The sequence below is a fragment of the Streptomyces sp. NPDC058701 genome, assembly GCF_042715295.1.
In the GTDB taxonomy this organism is placed as follows: domain Bacteria; phylum Actinomycetota; class Actinomycetes; order Streptomycetales; family Streptomycetaceae; genus Streptomyces.
In genome coordinates this window covers 257249-272970 of record NZ_JBHXSY010000007.1, presented here as the reverse complement: position 1 = coordinate 272970, position 15722 = coordinate 257249, and the positions used below count along the sequence as shown (strand labels likewise).

Below are 15722 nucleotides of genomic sequence, written 5' to 3'. Positions count from 1 at the left end.
GACTTCGGCACCCCTGCGGACCGCTCGCTTCCCCCATGGGTTCCCAGGAAGGCAAGCGACCGCTTAGTATGCCCGCGGAGCGTGGTTCACCGACGGCGGCTGGAGGCCCCGGATGAAGGCATGGCGAGTACATACCCCCGGAGAGCCCCGTGAGGCCATGCGCCTCGAAGAGGTTCCGGAGCCGGTGCCCGGCGAGGGCGAGGTGAAGCTCAGGGTGCTCGCGGCCAACGTCAACTTCCCCGACGCCCTGCTGGCCCGCGGCCAATACCAGATCAAGCCGCCCCTCCCCTTCACCCCCGGAGTCGAGGTCTGCGCCGAGACCGAGGACGGCCGCCGCGTCATCGCCAACCCCGTCCTGCCGCACGGCGGATTCGCCGAGTACGTCACCGCCCCCGCGCGCAGCCTGCTCCCCGCCCCCGACTCCCTCGACGACGCCGAAGCGGCCGCCCTGCACATCGGCTACCAGACCGGCTGGTTCGGCCTGCACCGCCGGGCCCGGCTCCAGCGAGGCGAGACCCTCCTCGTGCACGCCGCCGCCGGAGGGGTCGGCAGCGCCGCCGTCCAGCTCGGCAAGGCCGCCGGAGCCACCGTCATCGGCGTCGTCGGCGGCAAGGCCAAGGTGCGCACCGCCGAGGAACTCGGCTGCGACCTCGTCATCGACCGCGAGACGGAGGACGCCGCCGCGATCGCGGCCCGCGTCAAGGAGTTCACCGGCGGCCACGGCGCCGACGTGGTCTACGACCCGGTCGGCGGCGACGCCTACACCGCCTCCGCCAAGTGCGTGGCCTTCGAGGGCCGGATCGTCGTCGTCGGATTCGCCGGCGGCACCGTCCCCACCCCCGCGCTCAACCACGCGCTCGTGAAGAACTACGCCGTCCTCGGCCTCCACTGGGGGCTCTACGCGATCAAGGAGCCCGCCGCCATCGGGGCCTGCCACGCCGAGCTGACCCGGCTCGCCGCCGACGGAGCCATCAAACCGCTGGTCAGCGAGCGGGTCCCGCTCGCCGGAGCCGCCGACGCCGTGCAACGCGTCGCCGACGGCACCACCACCGGCCGGCTGGTCGTCGTACCGGCCCTGGACGGAGGCGCCCGATGACCGCCACCGCCGGGGAACTGCGCACCCGGGTGGCGCACCTGCTCGCCGCGCACCCGCCCGCCGGCACGCCGCGTACGGACTTCCTGCGCGCCCGGTTCGACGCCGGACTGGCCTGGGTCCACTACCCCGAGGGCCTCGGCGGACTCGACGCCCCCCGCTCCCTCCAGGCCGTCGTCGACGCCGAACTGGACGCCGCGGGCGCCCCCGACAACGAGCCGCGCCGCATCGGCATCGGCCTCGGCATGGCCGCCCCCACCCTCCTCGCGTACGGGACCGAGGAGCAGAAGCGCCGCTTCCTGCGCCCGCTGTGGGCGGGGGAGGAGGTCTGGTGCCAGCTCTTCAGCGAGCCCGGCGCCGGCTCCGACCTCGCCGCGCTCGGCACCCGCGCCGTTCTCGACGAGGCCGCCGGAGAATGGGTGGTGGACGGCCAGAAGGTGTGGACGTCCAGTGCCCACACCGCCCGCTGGGCCATCCTGATCGCCCGCACCGACCCGGCGCTCCCCAAGCACCGGGGCATCACCTACTTCCTCTGCGACATGCACGCCCCCGGCGTCGAGGTCCGGCCGCTGCGCCAGATCACCGGCGAGGCCGAGTTCAACGAGGTGTTCCTGACCGGCGTCCGCATCCCCGACGCCCACCGCCTCGGACCCGTGGGCGAGGGCTGGGCGGTCGCCCGCACCACCCTGATGAACGAACGCGTCTCCATCGGCGGCATGCGCATCCCGCGCGAGGGCGGCATGATCGCCCCGGTCGCCGCCGCCTGGCGCGAGCGCCCTGCCCTGCGCACCCACGCGCTCCACCAGCGCCTGCTGGAGCTGTGGGTCGAAGCGGAGGTGGCCCGGCTCACCGGCGAGCGGCTGCGCCAGCAGCTCGTCGCAGGACAGCCCGGCCCCGAAGGTTCGGGCATGAAGCTCACCTTCGCCCGGCTCAACCAGGAGATCAGCGGCCTGGAAGTCGAACTCCTCGGCGAAGAGGGCCTCCTGTACGAGGACTGGACCATGAGCCGGCCCGAACTCGTCGACTTCACCGGCCGCGACGCCGGATACCGCTACCTGCGCGCCAAGGGCAACAGCATCGAGGGCGGCACCAGCGAAATCCTCCTCAACATCGTCGCCGAACGCGTCCTCGGCCTGCCCGCCGAACCGCGCGACGACAAGGACCTCGCCTGGAAGGACCTCGCCCGATGACCGACTCCCCCCTCCCGAGCGCCCCCCTCGACCTGCTCTACTCCGAGACCGAGGAGGAACTCCGCTCGGCGGTACGGTCGTTGCTGGCCGACCGCTGCGATGCCGCGACCGTCCTCGCCCGGGCCGAGAGCGGACGCCCGCACGACCCGGCCCTGTGGGACACCCTCGCCGCCGGGATCGGAGCCGCCGGGCTCCTGGTCCCGGAAAAGCTCGGCGGCCAGGGCGCGGGCCACCGCGAGGCCGCCGTCGTCCTGGAGGAGCTGGGCCGGGCCGTCGCCCCCCTGCCCTACCTGACCAGCTCCGTGCTCGCGACGGAGATCCTGCTCGGCTGTGACACCGCGGACGTCGCACCGCTGCTGCGGGAGCTGGCCTCCGGCCGGCAGGTGTGCGTCCCGGCCGTACCGCTGACCCTCGCCCCCGGCGCGCCCCTGCCGGCACTGGTCCGCGACGGCGGCGGGGGAGTGCTGACCGGCGCCGTCACCTCCGTGGCGGACGCGGCCGCCGCCGACGTCCTGCTGGTCCTCGCCGACACCGGGCTGTACGCCGTGCCCGCGGCCTCGGCCGGACTGACGCCCCTGGTACCGCTGGACCTGACCCGACCGCTCGCCCGCGTCACCCTCGACGCCGCCGCCGGAACCCGGCTCGCGGACCCGGTGACGGCCCGGGCGGCGGTGGCCGGAGCCCTGCTCTCCGGGGCCGGTCTGCTGGCCTCCGAACAGCTCGGTATCGCCGAATGGTGCCTGACCCAGACCGTGGGGTACGTGCGGGGCCGCCACCAGTTCAACCGGCCCGTCGGCTCCTTCCAGGCCCTCAAACACCGCCTCGCCCGGCTCTGGCTCGACGTGGCCTCCGCACGCTCCGCCGCCCGGGCCGCGGCCGACGCGCTGGCCATCGGGTCGCCCGACGCGCCCCTGACGGTGGCCGTCGCCCAGGCCTACTGCTCGGGCGTCGCCGTCCGGGCCGCGGAGGAGTGCGTCCAGCTGCACGGCGGTATCGGCATGACCTGGGAACACCCGGCCCACCTCTACCTCAAGCGGGCCAAGGCCGACTCCCTCGCCCTCGGTACGGCCGGCCACCACCGTGGCCTGGTCGCCGACTTCGCGGAACTCCCCGCGCCGTAACGGGCGCGGGCCCCCGGCGGAGGCCGCCGGGGGCCCGCGGCGGCCCGTCAGCCCGCGGTGGCCGTGGCGACGCCGGCCGGGCGATGGGTGCGGAACGTACGCCGGTACACGTCCGGGGGCACGCCGAGCGCGCGGTGGAAATGGCGGCGCAGGGTGGCCGCGGTGCCCATCCCGGTTCGGGAGGCGATGAGTTCGATGCTGTCGTCGGTGGTTTCGAGGAGTTCCTGGGCCCGGTGGACGCGCTGGGTGTGCAGCCAGCGCAGCGGGGTGGTCCCGGTGGCGGCGGCGAAGCGCCGGGTCAGGTTCCGGGGGCTCATGTTCATCCGGCGGGCCAGGTCGGGAACGGTCAGCGGTTCGTGCAGCCGCCCGGCCGTCCACTGCAGCAGCTCCGCCAGCGCGTGGCCGGTGTCCGCGGCCGGCGGCGCGGCGATGAACTGCGCCTGTCCGCCCGCGCGGCGGGCCGGCACCACCAATCGGCGGGCCAGCGCGTTCGCGACGGCCGCGCCGTGGTCGGCGGTCACGAGGTGCAGGCACAGGTCCATCCCGGCGGCCTTGCCCGCGGAGGTCAGCACGTTCCGGTCGTCGATGTAGAGGACGTCCGGGTCCACGTCGACGCGGGGGTAGCGGGCCGCGAGCGCGGCGGTGTGCTCCCAGTGCGTGGTGGCGCGACGCCCGTCCAGCACACCCGCGGCGGCCAGCACGAACGCCCCCGTGCACAGCGAGACGACCCGGGCACCCCGGTCGTGGGCCGCCCGTACGGCATCCACCAGGTCGCCCGGCAGGTCGGCGTCGACGTCGGCGCACGCCGGGACGACGACGGTGTCCGCCTCCGCGAGGGCGTCGAAGCCGTGGGGGGTGTCGACCCGCAGCCAGCCGCCGAGCCGGGCCCCGGGCGGCCCGCACACCCGGAAGTCGTACCACGCGTCGGTCAGCCCGCGGTCGACGCCGAACACCTCGCAGGCCGCGGCTGCCTCGAACAGCATCGCCCCGTCGTACAGCGCCAACACCACGGACGTCATGTCCGAAAGTGTACGCATCCCGTCGTTTCGGCCACTCGTGCCGCCCCGGCGGGGCCGTGACCATGGGGCACATGAGCACACACCACCCGACCGTCGCGGTCGTCGGCGCCTACGGCCACACCGCCGCCTTCGTCACCGCCGAACTGCGCCGACGCGGCCACACCCCGCTCCTGGTCGGCCGGGACGCGGACAGGCTGTACGCCGCCGCCCGCTCCCAGCCCGGCGCGCGCGCCCGCGTCGCGTCGCTGTCCGATCCGGCGGCCCTGGACCGCGCGCTGTCCGGTGCGGCGGCGGTCGTCAACTGCGCGGGCCCCTTCGCGGACACCGTGCCCCCCGTCGTGGAGGCGGCCCTGCGCGCCGGCATCCCGTACCTGGACGTGGCCGCGGAACAGGCCGTCACCGTGGAGACGTTCCTGCGCTACGACACCCGGGCCCGCGCGGCCGGAGTGGTGGACGCCCCGTCGATGGCCTTCTACGGCGGGCTGGGCGACCTGCTGGCCGGGGCGGCGATGGGCGACTGGCCGGACGCCGACGAGATCACGGTGGCGATCGCCCTCGACAGCTGGCACCCGACCGAGGGGACCCGCAAGACCGTGCGCCGCAACGCCGGGCGCCACCTGGTCTTCACCGGCAACCGGCTCGTCGCGCCCGAGGGTCCCCCGCAGACCTCCACGTGGGACTTCCCGCCCCCGGTGGGCATCCGCAAGGTCACCGCGCTCCCCACGGCCGACCAGGTCACCATCTCCCGCCACCTGCGGGTCCCGGAGATCCACGTCCGCATCAACGAGGAGCCCCTGCTCGACCTGGGCGACCCCGATACACCCCCGCCCACGGCGGTGGACGCCGACGGGCGCTCGGCGCAGACGTTCGTCGTCGACGTGGTCGCGACCCGGGCCGGCGCCCGCCGCCGGGCGACGGCGTCCGGGCGCGACATCTACGCGGTCACCGCGCCCCTGGTCGTGGAGGCCGCCGTGCGGATCCTGGACGGCCGGGCCGCCCGTACCGGAGTGGCCGCCGCGGGCGAACTCTTCGACGCCCGGGACTTCCTGCGCTCCCTCACGCCCGCCCACCTGACCCTCGACACCTGCTGGGTCTAAGGCTGCACAGTGGCGCCCGCTTCCGGTGCGGGTTCCTCCGGTGCCTCGACGAGCTGCTCGCGCAGGTAGTTCCAGACCACCGCGATCAGTGCGGCCACCGGGACGGCCAGCAGGGCGCCCACCACGCCCGCCAGGCTGCCGCCGAGGGTCACCGCCAGCAGGACCATCGCGGCGTGCAGGCCGAGCCCGCGGCTCTGGATCATGGGCTGGAAGACGTTGCCCTCCAGCTGCTGCACCACGACGATGATCGCCAGCACGATGAGCGCGTCCGTCAGGCCGTTCGACACCAGCGCGATGAGCACCGCGACGAAGCCGGCGAACAGCGCACCCACGATCGGCACGAACGCCGAAACGAAGGTCAGCACCGCGAGGGGAAGCACCAGAGGCACCCCCACGATCCACAGTCCGAGGCCGATGAACACGGCGTCGAGCAGGCCGACGAACGCCTGGGAGCGGACGAACGCGCCCAGGGTGTCCCATGCGCGCGAGGCCACGACCGGGACGTCGGTGGCGAGCCGGCCGGGGAGCTGGCGGGTGAGCCACGGCAGGAACCGCGGCCCGTCCTTGAGGAAGAAGAACATCAGGAACACCGACAGGACCGCGGTGACCACGCCGTCGACCACGGTGCCCACTCCGGTGACGAGCGTGGAGACCATGCTGCCGACGCTGTCCTGGATGCGGGCGACCCCGGCGTCGAAGGCGCCGGTGATCTGATCGTCGCCGATGTTCAGCGGCGGCCCCGAGGCCCATTCGCGCAGCCGCTGGATGCCTTCGACCACGCCGTCGGCCAACTCGCCGGACTGCGAGGCCACCGGCACCGCGATCAGCGCCACGATGCCCGCGGCGACGAGCAGGAACAGAACGGTCACCACCGCCGAGGCCAGGGCGGGCCGCAGACCGCGCCGACGCAGGAAGTTGGCCACGGGCCAGGTCAGCGTGGTGAGGAACAGGGCCACTATCAGCGGCCATACGACCGACCACATCCTGCCCACCACCCACAGGGCCACGGCGGCCATGGCGATGACCAGCAGCAACTCGACGGAGACGCGCGCCGAGGTTCTGAGCGCGGCGGCGGCCTTGGTGGAACTCAACGTGGCAGGCATGGGGTCACCCTAGGGGGTGCCCCCGGCCGTGGTGGCAGCGGTGGGTCGGGTCCGCTCCGGCACCGAGCCCCGCCCTGGTCCGCGGGGACACCGATCCGTCCGGCATTTCGCGCGGAGCGAGGTCACGGCCGTCGCCCCCGAGGTCGTCCCCGGCCGGGGCGACACCGGAGCGGGCACCCCCGGGCCGGACGTCGACTTTCGCCTCCACCGCCGCGTGATCGAGATCAACGACGGAGTGCCGGCCCTGCGCGGGTACCGTTCCGGGCAGGTGCAGGAGGCCGCGGCCGAGGCGGTCGCCGGCGGGGCGAAAGCGACACTCCGGAAGGGAACGGAAGTGGAAGCAGCAGTTCTCACCGCGGCCGTCGCCGCGAAGCGGGCCGCAGACGCGCCCGGCACGGGAGGAACGCCGCCCGCCGCCGGCGCGCACTCCCGCAAGGGCGACGTACGGGCCGGGACCGAGTGGCTCCTCCTGGTGACGCGCGCTTCTCTGCGGCACCGGCCCCGGGAGACCGCCACCCCCGGGCTGACCGGTACGGCCGACGGGTCGGGATCATGACCGACCCCCTCCAGGACCCCGGCTTCCTGCGCGATCCCTACGCCACCTACGACCGCCTGCGCGGCGCGGGACCGGTCCAGAAGGTCTTCACCGGCTCCCAGGGGCACTCCTCGTACCTCGTCACCGGCCACGCTGAGGCCCGGCAGGCCTTCGCCGACCCCCGCCTGTCCAAGGACACGGCCCGCTTCTTCGCCGGCCGGACCACACGCCGGAACCTGCACCCCGCTGTGTCCCGCAGCATGCTCGCGAGCGACCCGCCCGGACACACACGACAACGGGCCGTCGCGGCGGGGCTCTTCACCGCGGGCCCCGTCGCGCGGTTGCGCCCGTACGTCCAGCGGGTCGTCGACGGCCTGCTCGACGGCTGGGAACCGGGCGCCCCGGTCGACCTCGTGGATGCTCTGGCCGCGCCGCTCCCCGTCACCGTCATCTGCGAGCTGCTCGGCGTGCCCGAGGACGACCGCGCCATGGTCTCCCGATGGTCGAACGAGCTGTTCGCCGCAGGCCGGCCGGACCGCATCGACGCCGCGTCACACGCCATCGGCGACTACATGACCGGCCTCGTCGGGTCCGCCCGCCGCGAACCCGGCGACGGCCTCCTGCACCTGCTGGCCCAGCAGGGCGACGCAGGGCCGCTGGACCCGGACGAGGTCGTCTCCCTCGCCGTGCTCCTGCTCGTGGCCGGTCACGAGACGACGGCCAACTTCATCGCCAACGCCGCCCTTGCGCTCATCCAGCACCCCGATTCCCTCGACCGGTTGCACCGGGACCCCGACCTGATCGCCTCCGCCCTCGACGAACTGCTGCGCTTCGACTCCCCGGTCGGGATCGCGACCTTCCGCTACACCACCGAAGCGCTCCGGCTCGGCGGGGTCGAGATCCCCGAGGGCGTTCCGGTCCTCATCGCCCCCGGAGCCGCCAACCGCGATCCGGCCCGCTTCGCCGAGGCGCACCGTCTCGACCTGGACCGCAACGCCGCCGGGCACCTTGCGTTCGGGCACGGGATCCACCGATGCCTGGGCGCGCCCCTCGCACTGGCCGAGGCGGAGATCGCGCTCCGGGCGCTCGTCACCCGATTCCCCGGGATGCGGCTCGCCGTCCCGAGCGAGGACCTCGCCTGGCGGCAGACCCGCCTGATGCGCGGTCTCCAGGCCCTGCCGGTCGTCCTGTAGGGCGGCCCGGCGGCGCGGCCCCCGCCGGTCGTCGGCTCGTGGGGGGCCCGTGCCTGTGCGGGTCGACCTCACCGCCGAGATCGCGGTCGTCGGCGATGAACTGCGGATCGACAACGCCCTCGGCGTCAACCTCTACGGCGCGCCACCGGAGTTCGTGACCGCGCTGCGCCCGACCACGTTCGGCGTCGGACCCTTCCACCCGACGCCGGGACGCGTGGTCATCACTGCGGAGAGCACCCGCCGTACGTGCTCGACCTGCGGCTGTGGCGCGCGTCCGACGCGGAGCGGCTGACGCGCCGGCTACGGGACGTGCCGGTGCCGGACGCGCACGCCCCGACCCCCGGGGAGCTGAAGGGGCAGTTCCCCCGCGTGCGGCTGGCCTGGTGGCACGCGCATCCGTGGGGGACCCCGCTGGCGCTGACGCTGCTGGCGGCCGCGTATTTCGTCGCCGTCGGCGCCCTGTTCCTGTGACCCGGGGCGCCCGCGGGCCCACCGGTCAGGTGTGCAGGCGGCTGTTCGGGCCGTCCTGGTCGCCGACGCTCCCGTCGTTGAACCAGTAGTCGCCGGCGGCGAGGTACCGGAACGAGTGCGTGCTCTCCTTCGGCAGCTCCACCGTGACGGCCCGCTGCCCGTCCTCGCGGGCCCGCAGGGTGTGGGCGCCGGGCCGCCAGTCGTTGAAGTCGCCGACCACGCTCACCGGGCCGGGCGGAGTGTCCGCCGGAAGGACGAAGGTGACCTCGGTGCGGTCCGTGAGCGGGATGCGCTCCAGCATGGGGAAGCTCCTGACGACAGAGGTGGGTGTGATGGCGTCCATCCTCGGATCCCCGGGCGCGGTTCGCATCCGGGGCTGGGCGCGCGACCACGACGGCCCCTCACGCCGCGTGAGGCAAAAGGTGCGGTCCGTGACGATCCGTGGCAGCGTGGGAAGGGCAGGCACCACCGGTACGCCGAGGGTACGAAGGAACCGAAGGAGTCGCCGTCATGGGCGGTACGCAGGACGGACGACAGGGCCCCGGGCACCGCGCGGAGCCGGCGCGCGACCGGGGTTGCGGACCGGACCCGGTACGGCCCGAGTTCGGCCGGACGTCCCGCGACCCGGACCGCGACGAACCCGCCCGGCGTCGTGAGGACGAGCCGCGGCGCGAGCAGGACCAGCGCGACGACGAGCTCTGACCGGAGCTCCCCTCGCCCCCGTACACAGGGCCCGGCCGGGAACGTAGCCCCCGGCCGGGCCCTGTCATGCCCCGTCGGCGGCGTGCGGACCGATGACGCGCAGCAGGAGGAGGCGACGCCGTGCCGCGCGCCCTCCGCCTCCTCGGCACAGCCGCCTTCGCCGCCTCCGCGTACGCGCCGCGCACCGCGCGGCCACGCAACCCTTCGGCGGGCTCGTCCCCGCCCGGCGGATGACCGCCGCATCCCGCGGCCCGCACCCGCCCCGCCTGTGGCGCGTCACCCCATGATCCCTATGCTCGCCCCATGACGGCCGCCATCACCCCGCTCTCCGCCCCGGACCTGCGCACCCACCGCGACGAACTCGCCGCGCTCCTCCTCGACGTGGTCGCCGACGGGTCCTCGCTCGGCTTCCTCGCCGGCCTCGACCACGCGGGCGCCGCCGCCTGGTGGGACTCCCTGCTGCCCGCCGTCGAGGAGGGCTCCCTGGCGCTCTGGGTCTCCCGCGCGGACGACGGACGCCTCGACGGCACCGTCAGCTGGTACCGGGAGTCCAAACCCAACGGGCGTCACCGGGCCGAACTGCGCAAGCTGATGGTCCATCCGGCGGCCCGCGGCCGCGGCACCGCCCGCGCGCTGCTCGCCGAGGCGGAGGCCGCCGCGGCCCGCGCCGGGGTGGTGCTGCTGTTCCTGGACACCGAGACGGGCAGCGCCGCCGAGCGCGTCTACCGGTCCGCCGGCTGGACCGAGGCAGGCACCATCCCGGACTACGCCACCGACCCGGACGGCCGTCTGCACCCCACCACCCTCTACTACAAGCGGCCCCGGGGCGCCGCAGGGTGACCTCGCCCGCCGCGCCGCGTTAGACCCGTCGGCGCCGGCCACCGAGCGAGGGAGACCGTATGTCCGCAGCATCCGCCGCCGTACCACTGACCCGCCGCGCCGTCCTGCGCACGGCTTTCACCGCGGCCGTGCTCGCCGGCACGGCCGCTGCGCTGGGGCCCGTACTGCGCGCCCGGCGGCCCCGCCAGACGCTCACGCCGGCGCCGCTCGACGAGGAGACGTACCGGGGCCGGCACATCGCGGTGGACCGGGCCGGAATCCGCATCGACGGACGCCCGCTGCACGTGATGCGCCGCGCCGACGGCAGCTACCTCAGCGGGATCAACCACTTCCAGTCCTATCCGACACGCCTGGAACTGGCCCGCGCCGCCGTCGACGAACTGGGCTCCGCCCAGCTGGCGCTGGCGTCCGCCCCGCACCACGGCTGACGCGAGGAGCCCCGACGTGTACACCCGGCAGAACCAGAAAAACCTGACCAGCGCACAGAAGAAGCGCTTCACGGCGGCCGTGCTGGAACTCAAGCGCAACGGCACCTACGACACATTCGTCCGCACCCACGACAAGTACTTCGTGCCCGACCGCGACCGGAAGCTGCGCGTCGGGCACATGTCCCCGTCGTTCTTCCCCTGGCACCGGCGCTACCTGCTGGAATTCGAGAAGCAGCTGCAGGCCCTCGACCCCGGCGTCTCGATCCCGTACTGGGACTGGACCACCGACACCAGCCCCGTCTCCCCGCTCTGGGCCGACGACTTCCTCGGCGGTACCGGCCGGGCCGAGGACCGGCAGGTGATGACCGGCCCGTTCGCCTACGGCCGGGGCAACTGGACGGTCACCGTGGGCATCACGGAGTCCCGCTTCCTCACCCGGAACCTGGGCCGGCCGCACAACCCGATCGCCCTGCCCACGCCGGCCGAGCTCCAGTGGGCCCTCGACGACCCGGCCTACGACGTCGCACCCTGGGACTCGACCACCACCGCCGGCGGGTTCCGCAACAAACTGGAGGGCTGGGCCGCGCCCAAGAGCGAGCGCTGGCGCAACCACAACAAGGTCCACCAGTGGATCGGCGGCCACATGACGGGCGGCACCGCGCCCAACGACCCGGTGTTCTGGCTGCACCACGCCTTCGTGGACCTCATCTGGGACCGCTGGCAGCAGAAGCACCCCGGCTCCGGGTACCTGCCGGCCTCGCCCCCCGGCCTCGGCGACCCGCAGCGCGGCCGGGTGATCGCGCTGGACGAGCCGATGCCGCCGTGGGACGTCACCCCCCGCGAGATGCTCGGCCACGGCGGCCTCTACCGCTACGCGTGACCCGAGGCGATCCTGGTCCTGACGGCACGGGAAGGGCCCCCGCCGGAACGGCGGGGGCCCTTCGTCGATCAGGCGTTCAGGCGATCAGACGGTCGATGACCGGTGATCAGCCGCCGTAGCCCTCGGTGTGGTGCTCGTCGGTGTGGTGCTTGCCGCCACCCGACTGGTTGACGCAGGTGTTGCCGAACGCCGGGTTGAGCAGGGCGATCACGTTCACGGTGTTGCCGCAGACGTTGACCGGGACGTGCACCGGAACCTGGAGCACGTTGCCCGACAGGACACCGGGGGAGCCGACGGCCGCACCGTGCGCTCCGGCGTCGGCGACGGCCAGACCCGCGCCGGCGGCCATGGCGCTACCGGCGACAGCGGTGATGGCGACAGCCTTCGCGATACGCGACATCAAGATCTCCTCGTGAGACATATGGGGGCGCCGCAGAATGTGCGGCGTTTGACATGGCATACAACGCAGGGATGGCCACGGGGTCACGGTCCCTGGGCCTACCCGGTGACGGAGAAGCGCACGGAGGCGAAGTACGGCCGCACCTGCGTGACGGCCCCGGGCCGCAGGACCTCCACCACACGGCCCGCGCAGCCCGGCTCCCGGTAGAGGGTCGCCGTGCCCCGGGTGTGGTTCGTGACGGCCCGCGCGCCGCCGCCCTCCGCCTCGACGCAGCCCTTCGGCGCGGTCAGCCCGTGCACCCGGTCGTCCTGGCCGAGGTACTGGAAGTCCGGCCCGGCGGCGGCGCGGGCCGGACCGCCGGCCAGCGCGACGGCCGCCAGCAGCAGGACGGGCACCGTCCCGGAGCGGACGGCGCCGCGCGCCGGGGGGTCGATGCGCAGGAGTCGCATGAGGGATCGCATGCCGGACCAACCGGGACGCGCCCGGGCACGGTCACGCCTTGTCACCCGTGGTACTGCCGTGCGAACGTGCGCGGGCCGCACCTGTGCGGCCCGGCCGATTCCAGGAGGACCAGATGGGCGCAGCGAGCGGCACGGTCACCGCCTCGGGCGGCGACGGGCCCGGCGGCGACGGGCCCGGTGACGGGACCCGCCCCCGGGTGCGGACCCGGTACGGCCTCGTGGAGGGGCGGACCGGCGCCGCCGGGGCCGCCGTGTTCCTGGGCGTCCCGTACGCCGCGCCGCCCGTCGGAGCCCTCCGCTTCGCGGCGCCCGCGCCCCCGGCCGCCTGGGACGGCGTGCGCGACGCGGGCGCCTACGGCCCCACCGCGCCCAAGGTGCCCTACCCGGCCACCTTCGCCGCACTGCTTCCCGACCCGGAGATCCCGGGGGACGACTGCCTGAGCGTCAACGTGTGGACCCCCGATCCGGCGCCGGCCGCCCGCCTGCCCGTCATGGTGTGGATCCACGGCGGGGCGCACGCCCGCGGCTCCTCCGCCGTCCCGGTCTACGACGGCTCGGCCTTCGCCCGCGACGGTGTCGTGCTGGTCTCGTTCAACTTCCGTCTCGGCGTGATCGGTTACGGGCTCTTCCCGGACGCCCCCGCCAACCGCGGCCTTCTCGACCAGATCGCCGCCCTGGAGTGGGTGCGGGACAACATCGCGGCCTTCGGAGGCGATCCCGGCCGCGTCACCGTCTTCGGCGAGTCCGCGGGGGCCATCAGCATCGGGGCCCTGCTCGCGGCGCCCCGCGCCGCCGGGCTCTTCGCCCGGGCCGTCCTGCAGAGCGGCGCCCCCGAGACGCTGCCGCGCGACCGGGTGCGCACCACGGTCCGGCGGATGGCGTCCCTGCTCAAGGCCGGGGCCACCGCCCGGGAGTTCGCCGCCACCTCCCTGTCGGCGCTGCTCGCCGCGCAGGGCGCCGTACTGCGCCGGTCCGGGCCGTTGCTGGGCGGACCGGCCTTCGGCCTGGTCGAGGACCCGGACACGCTGCCCGATGACCCCCTCGACGCACTGGCCGGCCGGGGCATCTCCGGGGACGTGCCCCTGCTGGCCGGCTGGACCCGCGACGAGTACCGGCTCTGGCTCGCCCCCACGGGCGTGATGCGGCTGCTCGACCGGATGGGCCCGGCCGCCGTGGAGCTGGCCCGCCTGCGCACCGGCAAGGACCGCAACGCCGTACGGGAGTTGCGCGCCGGACTGCCGGGCGCGAGCCCGGCCGAGCTCGCCGGGCAGCTGTTCACCGACCGGCTGCTGCGCGATCCGCTGCGGCGGCTGGCGGGGGCGCGGCGGCCCGCGCCGACCTTCCTGTACGAGTTCGGCTGGAGCTCGGGCGTCCCCGGCCTCGGCTCCTGCCACGCGCTGGAGCTGGGCTTCGTGTTCGACACCCTCGACGTGCCGGAGTCCGCCTGGCTGGCCGGACCGGACGCCCCGCGGGAGCTGGCGCGGGAGATGCACGCGGCGTGGGTGCGTTTCGCGGTGACCGGCGACCCGGGCTGGGAGCCCTGGAACGGCAGCGGCCCGCCGAAGGCGTTCGGCGGGCCGGAGCGGGAGCAAGCGGGCGTGTCGGTGGCGGAGGTTACTCCACCGGTCCCTCCATCACCTTGCTGATCTCCTGGATGGGCCCCTCGCCCATGTTCGGAACGTAGGTCTTGGCATTGTGCCGGCCGCCCTTGATGACCCTCAGGGTGGTGTGCACCGGCCCCTTGCCGTACGTGGCGATGAACTTCTGCACATCGGGCAGGGTCTTCTGGTTGTTCTCGCTGTCGCCCACCTGGAAGGCGAGGTAGACGTCCGGCCCCTTGCGGTCGATGAGCTGCTTCGCCAGCAGTTCCGGGTTGTTCTCGGCCTTCTCCTTGTCGTGGCCCTTCCACAGCGAGGAGTCCGGGACGACGTCCGGGCCGGAGGCGATCACGGCCTTGAACTTGTCCGGGTGCTTCAGCACGGCCTTCAGGCCGGCGAACCCGCCGGTCGACGACCCCATGAACGCCCAGCCATCACGGGACTTGACGGTGCGGAAGTTCGCCTTCATCAGGTCCGGAACGTCCTCGGTGAGCCAGGTGCCCATCTTCGGCTGGCCCGGGATGTCGGAGGCGTCCCAGTAGACGCCCTTGTCGTCCGGACCGGGGTTGAGCACCGGCATCGCCAGGATGAAGGGCTTGCTCTTGCCCTCCGCGTACCACTTGCTGATGCTGGTCTGGAGGCCCAGGTCGGTGCCCATCCAGTAGTTGCTCGGGTATCCGGCGCCGCCCGGCAGGGCGATCATCACCGGGAAGCCGCTCTTGGCGAACTTCGGGTCGTTGTACTCCTTGGGCGCCCAGACCCACACCTTGCCCTTGAAGCCCGACTTCTTGCCGTCCAGCGTGGTGACGGCGATGTGCGTCCCGTCCGCCAGGGTCGCCGCGTTCTTGAAGTCGGCGGCCGGGCCCGTGGGCATCAGCATCTTGGAGTTCACCGGCTGCGGGGCCTCCGCGCCTGCCTTGCCGGAGCCGCCCGCGGGCGGCAGGCCGAACGAGACCGCCGCGCCCTTGTCGGTGAACGGGGGTATCTCGTAGTGGTTCATCACGAGCGCCGCGATGCCCGCGAGCGCGAGGACGGACGTGCCGGCGGTCACCCAGCGGCGGAGCCGGGACTTCCGGGGGCGCGGGGCCTCCTGACCGTACGGCTGCTGCCCGTACTGGCCCTGGCCGTACTGCCCCTGGCCGTACTGCCCCTGCTCGTACCGGCCCTGGCCGTACGGCTCCTGTGCGTGGGGTTCCTGCCCGTACCGCTGCTGTTCGTACGGCTGCTGCTCGTACCGCTGCTGTTCGTACGGCGGCTGCGGCGCCCCGTGGTGCGGCTGCTGCTCGTACTGCTGTCCGCCGTGGGGCGGCTGAGGCCGGGACTGCCGCCCTTCCGGCCGGTACGGCTGGTACGGCTGCCCGTCGGGTGCGTGCGACATGTGCGGTGGCTCTCCGGAGGTGGTGCTGCCCTGGTGGGGCGGGGCGGTCTGGCGTGGGTTCCTTCCGTTCGAAGGATGTACGAAAGCATGCCAGGGTTCCGCATTTTCCCTTCTCTTGGGGTGCTCTAGGCCAGGACCTTGCCCGGCTCCCGCCGGACCCGTGACGTGTGCGGTCCGTTGGCCGACCGGCCCTGGCTCCCTCGAGGTCCCCCG

At 74.0% G+C, this 15722-nt stretch carries 19 protein-coding genes; 13 read left to right on the top strand and 6 right to left on the bottom strand.

Annotation, left to right across the window (positions count from 1 at the left end; genetic code table 11):
* Nucleotides 1–112 precede the first annotated feature (112 nt).
* Genes ACFWW8_RS10540 through ACFWW8_RS10530 form a run of 3 tightly spaced genes read left to right on the top strand, consistent with a single transcriptional unit; the run spans nucleotide 113 to nucleotide 3404 of the window.
* Nucleotides 113–1096: an NADPH:quinone oxidoreductase family protein gene (locus ACFWW8_RS10540; RefSeq protein WP_386526356.1), complete on the top strand. Its 984-nt coding sequence runs from the start codon at nucleotides 113–115 to the stop codon at nucleotides 1094–1096.
* Entirely contained in the window at nucleotides 1093–2283 is a 1191-nt protein-coding gene (locus ACFWW8_RS10535) for an acyl-CoA dehydrogenase family protein (protein WP_386526353.1), read from the top strand. Before ACFWW8_RS10540 ends, ACFWW8_RS10535 begins: the two co-directional genes overlap by 4 nt.
* Complete coding sequence (locus ACFWW8_RS10530; RefSeq protein WP_386526350.1) at nucleotides 2280–3404, top strand: acyl-CoA dehydrogenase family protein; 1125 nt, start codon at nucleotides 2280–2282, stop codon at nucleotides 3402–3404. Before ACFWW8_RS10535 ends, ACFWW8_RS10530 begins: the two co-directional genes overlap by 4 nt.
* A 47-nt stretch (nucleotides 3405–3451) precedes the next feature.
* Here the strand turns inward: ACFWW8_RS10530 and ACFWW8_RS10525 are convergent, their stop codons facing one another.
* Complete coding sequence (locus ACFWW8_RS10525; RefSeq protein WP_386526348.1) at nucleotides 3452–4423, bottom strand: helix-turn-helix domain-containing protein; 972 nt, start codon at nucleotides 4421–4423, stop codon at nucleotides 3452–3454.
* A 71-nt stretch (nucleotides 4424–4494) separates the two neighbouring features.
* Between ACFWW8_RS10525 and ACFWW8_RS10520 the strand changes: the two genes are divergently transcribed.
* Nucleotides 4495–5520 carry a saccharopine dehydrogenase family protein gene (locus ACFWW8_RS10520; protein ID WP_386526346.1) on the top strand — a complete coding sequence of 342 codons (1026 nt, stop codon included), beginning with the start codon at nucleotides 4495–4497 and terminating at the stop codon, nucleotides 5518–5520.
* Here ACFWW8_RS10520 and ACFWW8_RS10515 read toward each other — a convergent pair.
* Nucleotides 5517–6623: an AI-2E family transporter gene (locus ACFWW8_RS10515; RefSeq protein ID WP_386526343.1), complete on the bottom strand. Its 1107-nt coding sequence runs from the start codon at nucleotides 6621–6623 to the stop codon at nucleotides 5517–5519. The two genes, ACFWW8_RS10520 and ACFWW8_RS10515, sit on opposite strands and share 4 nt — an antisense overlap.
* 16 nt (nucleotides 6624–6639) lie before the next feature.
* Between ACFWW8_RS10515 and ACFWW8_RS10510 the strand changes: the two genes are divergently transcribed.
* Genes ACFWW8_RS10510 through ACFWW8_RS10495 form a run of 4 tightly spaced genes read left to right on the top strand, consistent with a single transcriptional unit; the run spans nucleotide 6640 to nucleotide 8822 of the window.
* Nucleotides 6640–7179: a DUF6545 domain-containing protein gene (locus ACFWW8_RS10510; protein ID WP_386526340.1), complete on the top strand. Its 540-nt coding sequence runs from the start codon at nucleotides 6640–6642 to the stop codon at nucleotides 7177–7179.
* Nucleotides 7176–8351, top strand: coding sequence for a cytochrome P450 (locus tag ACFWW8_RS10505; RefSeq protein WP_386526337.1), 1176 nt, complete (start codon nucleotides 7176–7178; stop codon nucleotides 8349–8351). The genes ACFWW8_RS10510 and ACFWW8_RS10505 overlap by 4 nt, the downstream gene beginning before the upstream one ends.
* A gap of 49 nt (nucleotides 8352–8400) precedes the next feature.
* Nucleotides 8401–8643, top strand: a complete 243-nt coding sequence (locus ACFWW8_RS10500) for a hypothetical protein (RefSeq protein WP_386526334.1) — start codon at nucleotides 8401–8403, stop codon at nucleotides 8641–8643.
* A gap of 23 nt (nucleotides 8644–8666) precedes the next feature.
* A complete protein-coding gene (locus tag ACFWW8_RS10495) occupies nucleotides 8667–8822 on the top strand; it encodes a hypothetical protein (RefSeq protein ID WP_386526331.1) in 156 nt (51 codons plus the stop codon).
* A 25-nt stretch (nucleotides 8823–8847) separates the two neighbouring features.
* Here ACFWW8_RS10495 and ACFWW8_RS10490 read toward each other — a convergent pair whose 3' ends face one another.
* Nucleotides 8848–9123 (bottom strand): isoamylase early set domain-containing protein, encoded by a 276-nt coding sequence (locus ACFWW8_RS10490; protein WP_386526329.1) that lies wholly within the window; start codon nucleotides 9121–9123, stop codon nucleotides 8848–8850.
* Nucleotides 9124–9332: 209 nt separating this feature from the next.
* Here ACFWW8_RS10490 and ACFWW8_RS10485 point away from each other — a divergent pair, with 209 nt between their 5' ends.
* From ACFWW8_RS10485 to ACFWW8_RS10470, 4 genes are all read left to right on the top strand, one after another.
* Complete coding sequence (locus tag ACFWW8_RS10485; RefSeq protein ID WP_386526327.1) at nucleotides 9333–9524, top strand: hypothetical protein; 192 nt, start codon at nucleotides 9333–9335, stop codon at nucleotides 9522–9524.
* A 303-nt stretch (nucleotides 9525–9827) separates the two neighbouring features.
* Nucleotides 9828–10364 carry a GNAT family N-acetyltransferase gene (locus tag ACFWW8_RS10480; RefSeq protein WP_386526325.1) on the top strand — a complete coding sequence of 179 codons (537 nt, stop codon included), beginning with the start codon at nucleotides 9828–9830 and terminating at the stop codon, nucleotides 10362–10364.
* Nucleotides 10365–10423: 59 nt separating this feature from the next.
* Complete coding sequence (locus ACFWW8_RS10475; protein WP_386526322.1) at nucleotides 10424–10792, top strand: tyrosinase family oxidase copper chaperone; 369 nt, start codon at nucleotides 10424–10426, stop codon at nucleotides 10790–10792.
* Between the two features lie 16 nt (nucleotides 10793–10808).
* Nucleotides 10809–11672 carry a tyrosinase family protein gene (locus ACFWW8_RS10470; RefSeq protein ID WP_386526320.1) on the top strand — a complete coding sequence of 288 codons (864 nt, stop codon included), beginning with the start codon at nucleotides 10809–10811 and terminating at the stop codon, nucleotides 11670–11672.
* A gap of 106 nt (nucleotides 11673–11778) precedes the next feature.
* Here ACFWW8_RS10470 and ACFWW8_RS10465 read toward each other — a convergent pair whose 3' ends face one another.
* A complete protein-coding gene (locus ACFWW8_RS10465; RefSeq protein WP_386526317.1) occupies nucleotides 11779–12072 on the bottom strand; it encodes a chaplin in 294 nt (97 codons plus the stop codon).
* 98 nt (nucleotides 12073–12170) lie between these two features.
* Nucleotides 12171–12521 carry a hypothetical protein gene (locus ACFWW8_RS10460; protein ID WP_386526315.1) on the bottom strand — a complete coding sequence of 117 codons (351 nt, stop codon included), beginning with the start codon at nucleotides 12519–12521 and terminating at the stop codon, nucleotides 12171–12173.
* Nucleotides 12522–12646: 125 nt separating this feature from the next.
* Between ACFWW8_RS10460 and ACFWW8_RS10455 the strand changes: the two genes are divergently transcribed.
* Entirely contained in the window at nucleotides 12647–14179 is a 1533-nt protein-coding gene (locus tag ACFWW8_RS10455; RefSeq protein ID WP_386526313.1) for a carboxylesterase/lipase family protein, read from the top strand.
* Here the strand turns inward: ACFWW8_RS10455 and ACFWW8_RS10450 are convergent.
* Nucleotides 14148–15509, bottom strand: a complete 1362-nt coding sequence (locus tag ACFWW8_RS10450) for an alpha/beta hydrolase-fold protein (RefSeq protein WP_386526311.1) — start codon at nucleotides 15507–15509, stop codon at nucleotides 14148–14150. The genes ACFWW8_RS10455 and ACFWW8_RS10450 overlap by 32 nt on opposite strands.
* Nucleotides 15510–15722: the final 213 nt, after the last annotated feature.

Excerpts from the sequence above, each read along its gene's own strand:
- ACFWW8_RS10540 (WP_386526356.1), top strand. The coding sequence starts at position 113 with ATGAAGGCATGGCGAGTACATACCCCCGGAGAGCCCCGTGAGGCCATG.
- ACFWW8_RS10535 (WP_386526353.1), top strand. The coding sequence starts at position 1,093 with ATGACCGCCACCGCCGGGGAACTGCGCACCCGGGTGGCGCACCTGCTC.
- ACFWW8_RS10530 (WP_386526350.1), top strand. The coding sequence starts at position 2,280 with ATGACCGACTCCCCCCTCCCGAGCGCCCCCCTCGACCTGCTCTACTCC.
- ACFWW8_RS10525 (WP_386526348.1), bottom strand. The coding sequence starts at position 4,423 with ATGACGTCCGTGGTGTTGGCGCTGTACGACGGGGCGATGCTGTTCGAG.
- ACFWW8_RS10520 (WP_386526346.1), top strand. The coding sequence starts at position 4,495 with ATGAGCACACACCACCCGACCGTCGCGGTCGTCGGCGCCTACGGCCAC.
- ACFWW8_RS10515 (WP_386526343.1), bottom strand. The coding sequence starts at position 6,623 with ATGCCTGCCACGTTGAGTTCCACCAAGGCCGCCGCCGCGCTCAGAACC.
- ACFWW8_RS10505 (WP_386526337.1), top strand. The coding sequence starts at position 7,176 with ATGACCGACCCCCTCCAGGACCCCGGCTTCCTGCGCGATCCCTACGCC.
- ACFWW8_RS10490 (WP_386526329.1), bottom strand. The coding sequence starts at position 9,123 with ATGCTGGAGCGCATCCCGCTCACGGACCGCACCGAGGTCACCTTCGTC.
- ACFWW8_RS10485 (WP_386526327.1), top strand. The coding sequence starts at position 9,333 with ATGGGCGGTACGCAGGACGGACGACAGGGCCCCGGGCACCGCGCGGAG.
- ACFWW8_RS10480 (WP_386526325.1), top strand. The coding sequence starts at position 9,828 with ATGACGGCCGCCATCACCCCGCTCTCCGCCCCGGACCTGCGCACCCAC.
- ACFWW8_RS10475 (WP_386526322.1), top strand. The coding sequence starts at position 10,424 with ATGTCCGCAGCATCCGCCGCCGTACCACTGACCCGCCGCGCCGTCCTG.
- ACFWW8_RS10465 (WP_386526317.1), bottom strand. The coding sequence starts at position 12,072 with ATGTCGCGTATCGCGAAGGCTGTCGCCATCACCGCTGTCGCCGGTAGC.
- ACFWW8_RS10460 (WP_386526315.1), bottom strand. The coding sequence starts at position 12,521 with ATGCGACTCCTGCGCATCGACCCCCCGGCGCGCGGCGCCGTCCGCTCC.
- ACFWW8_RS10455 (WP_386526313.1), top strand. The coding sequence starts at position 12,647 with ATGGGCGCAGCGAGCGGCACGGTCACCGCCTCGGGCGGCGACGGGCCC.
- ACFWW8_RS10450 (WP_386526311.1), bottom strand. The coding sequence starts at position 15,509 with ATGTCGCACGCACCCGACGGGCAGCCGTACCAGCCGTACCGGCCGGAA.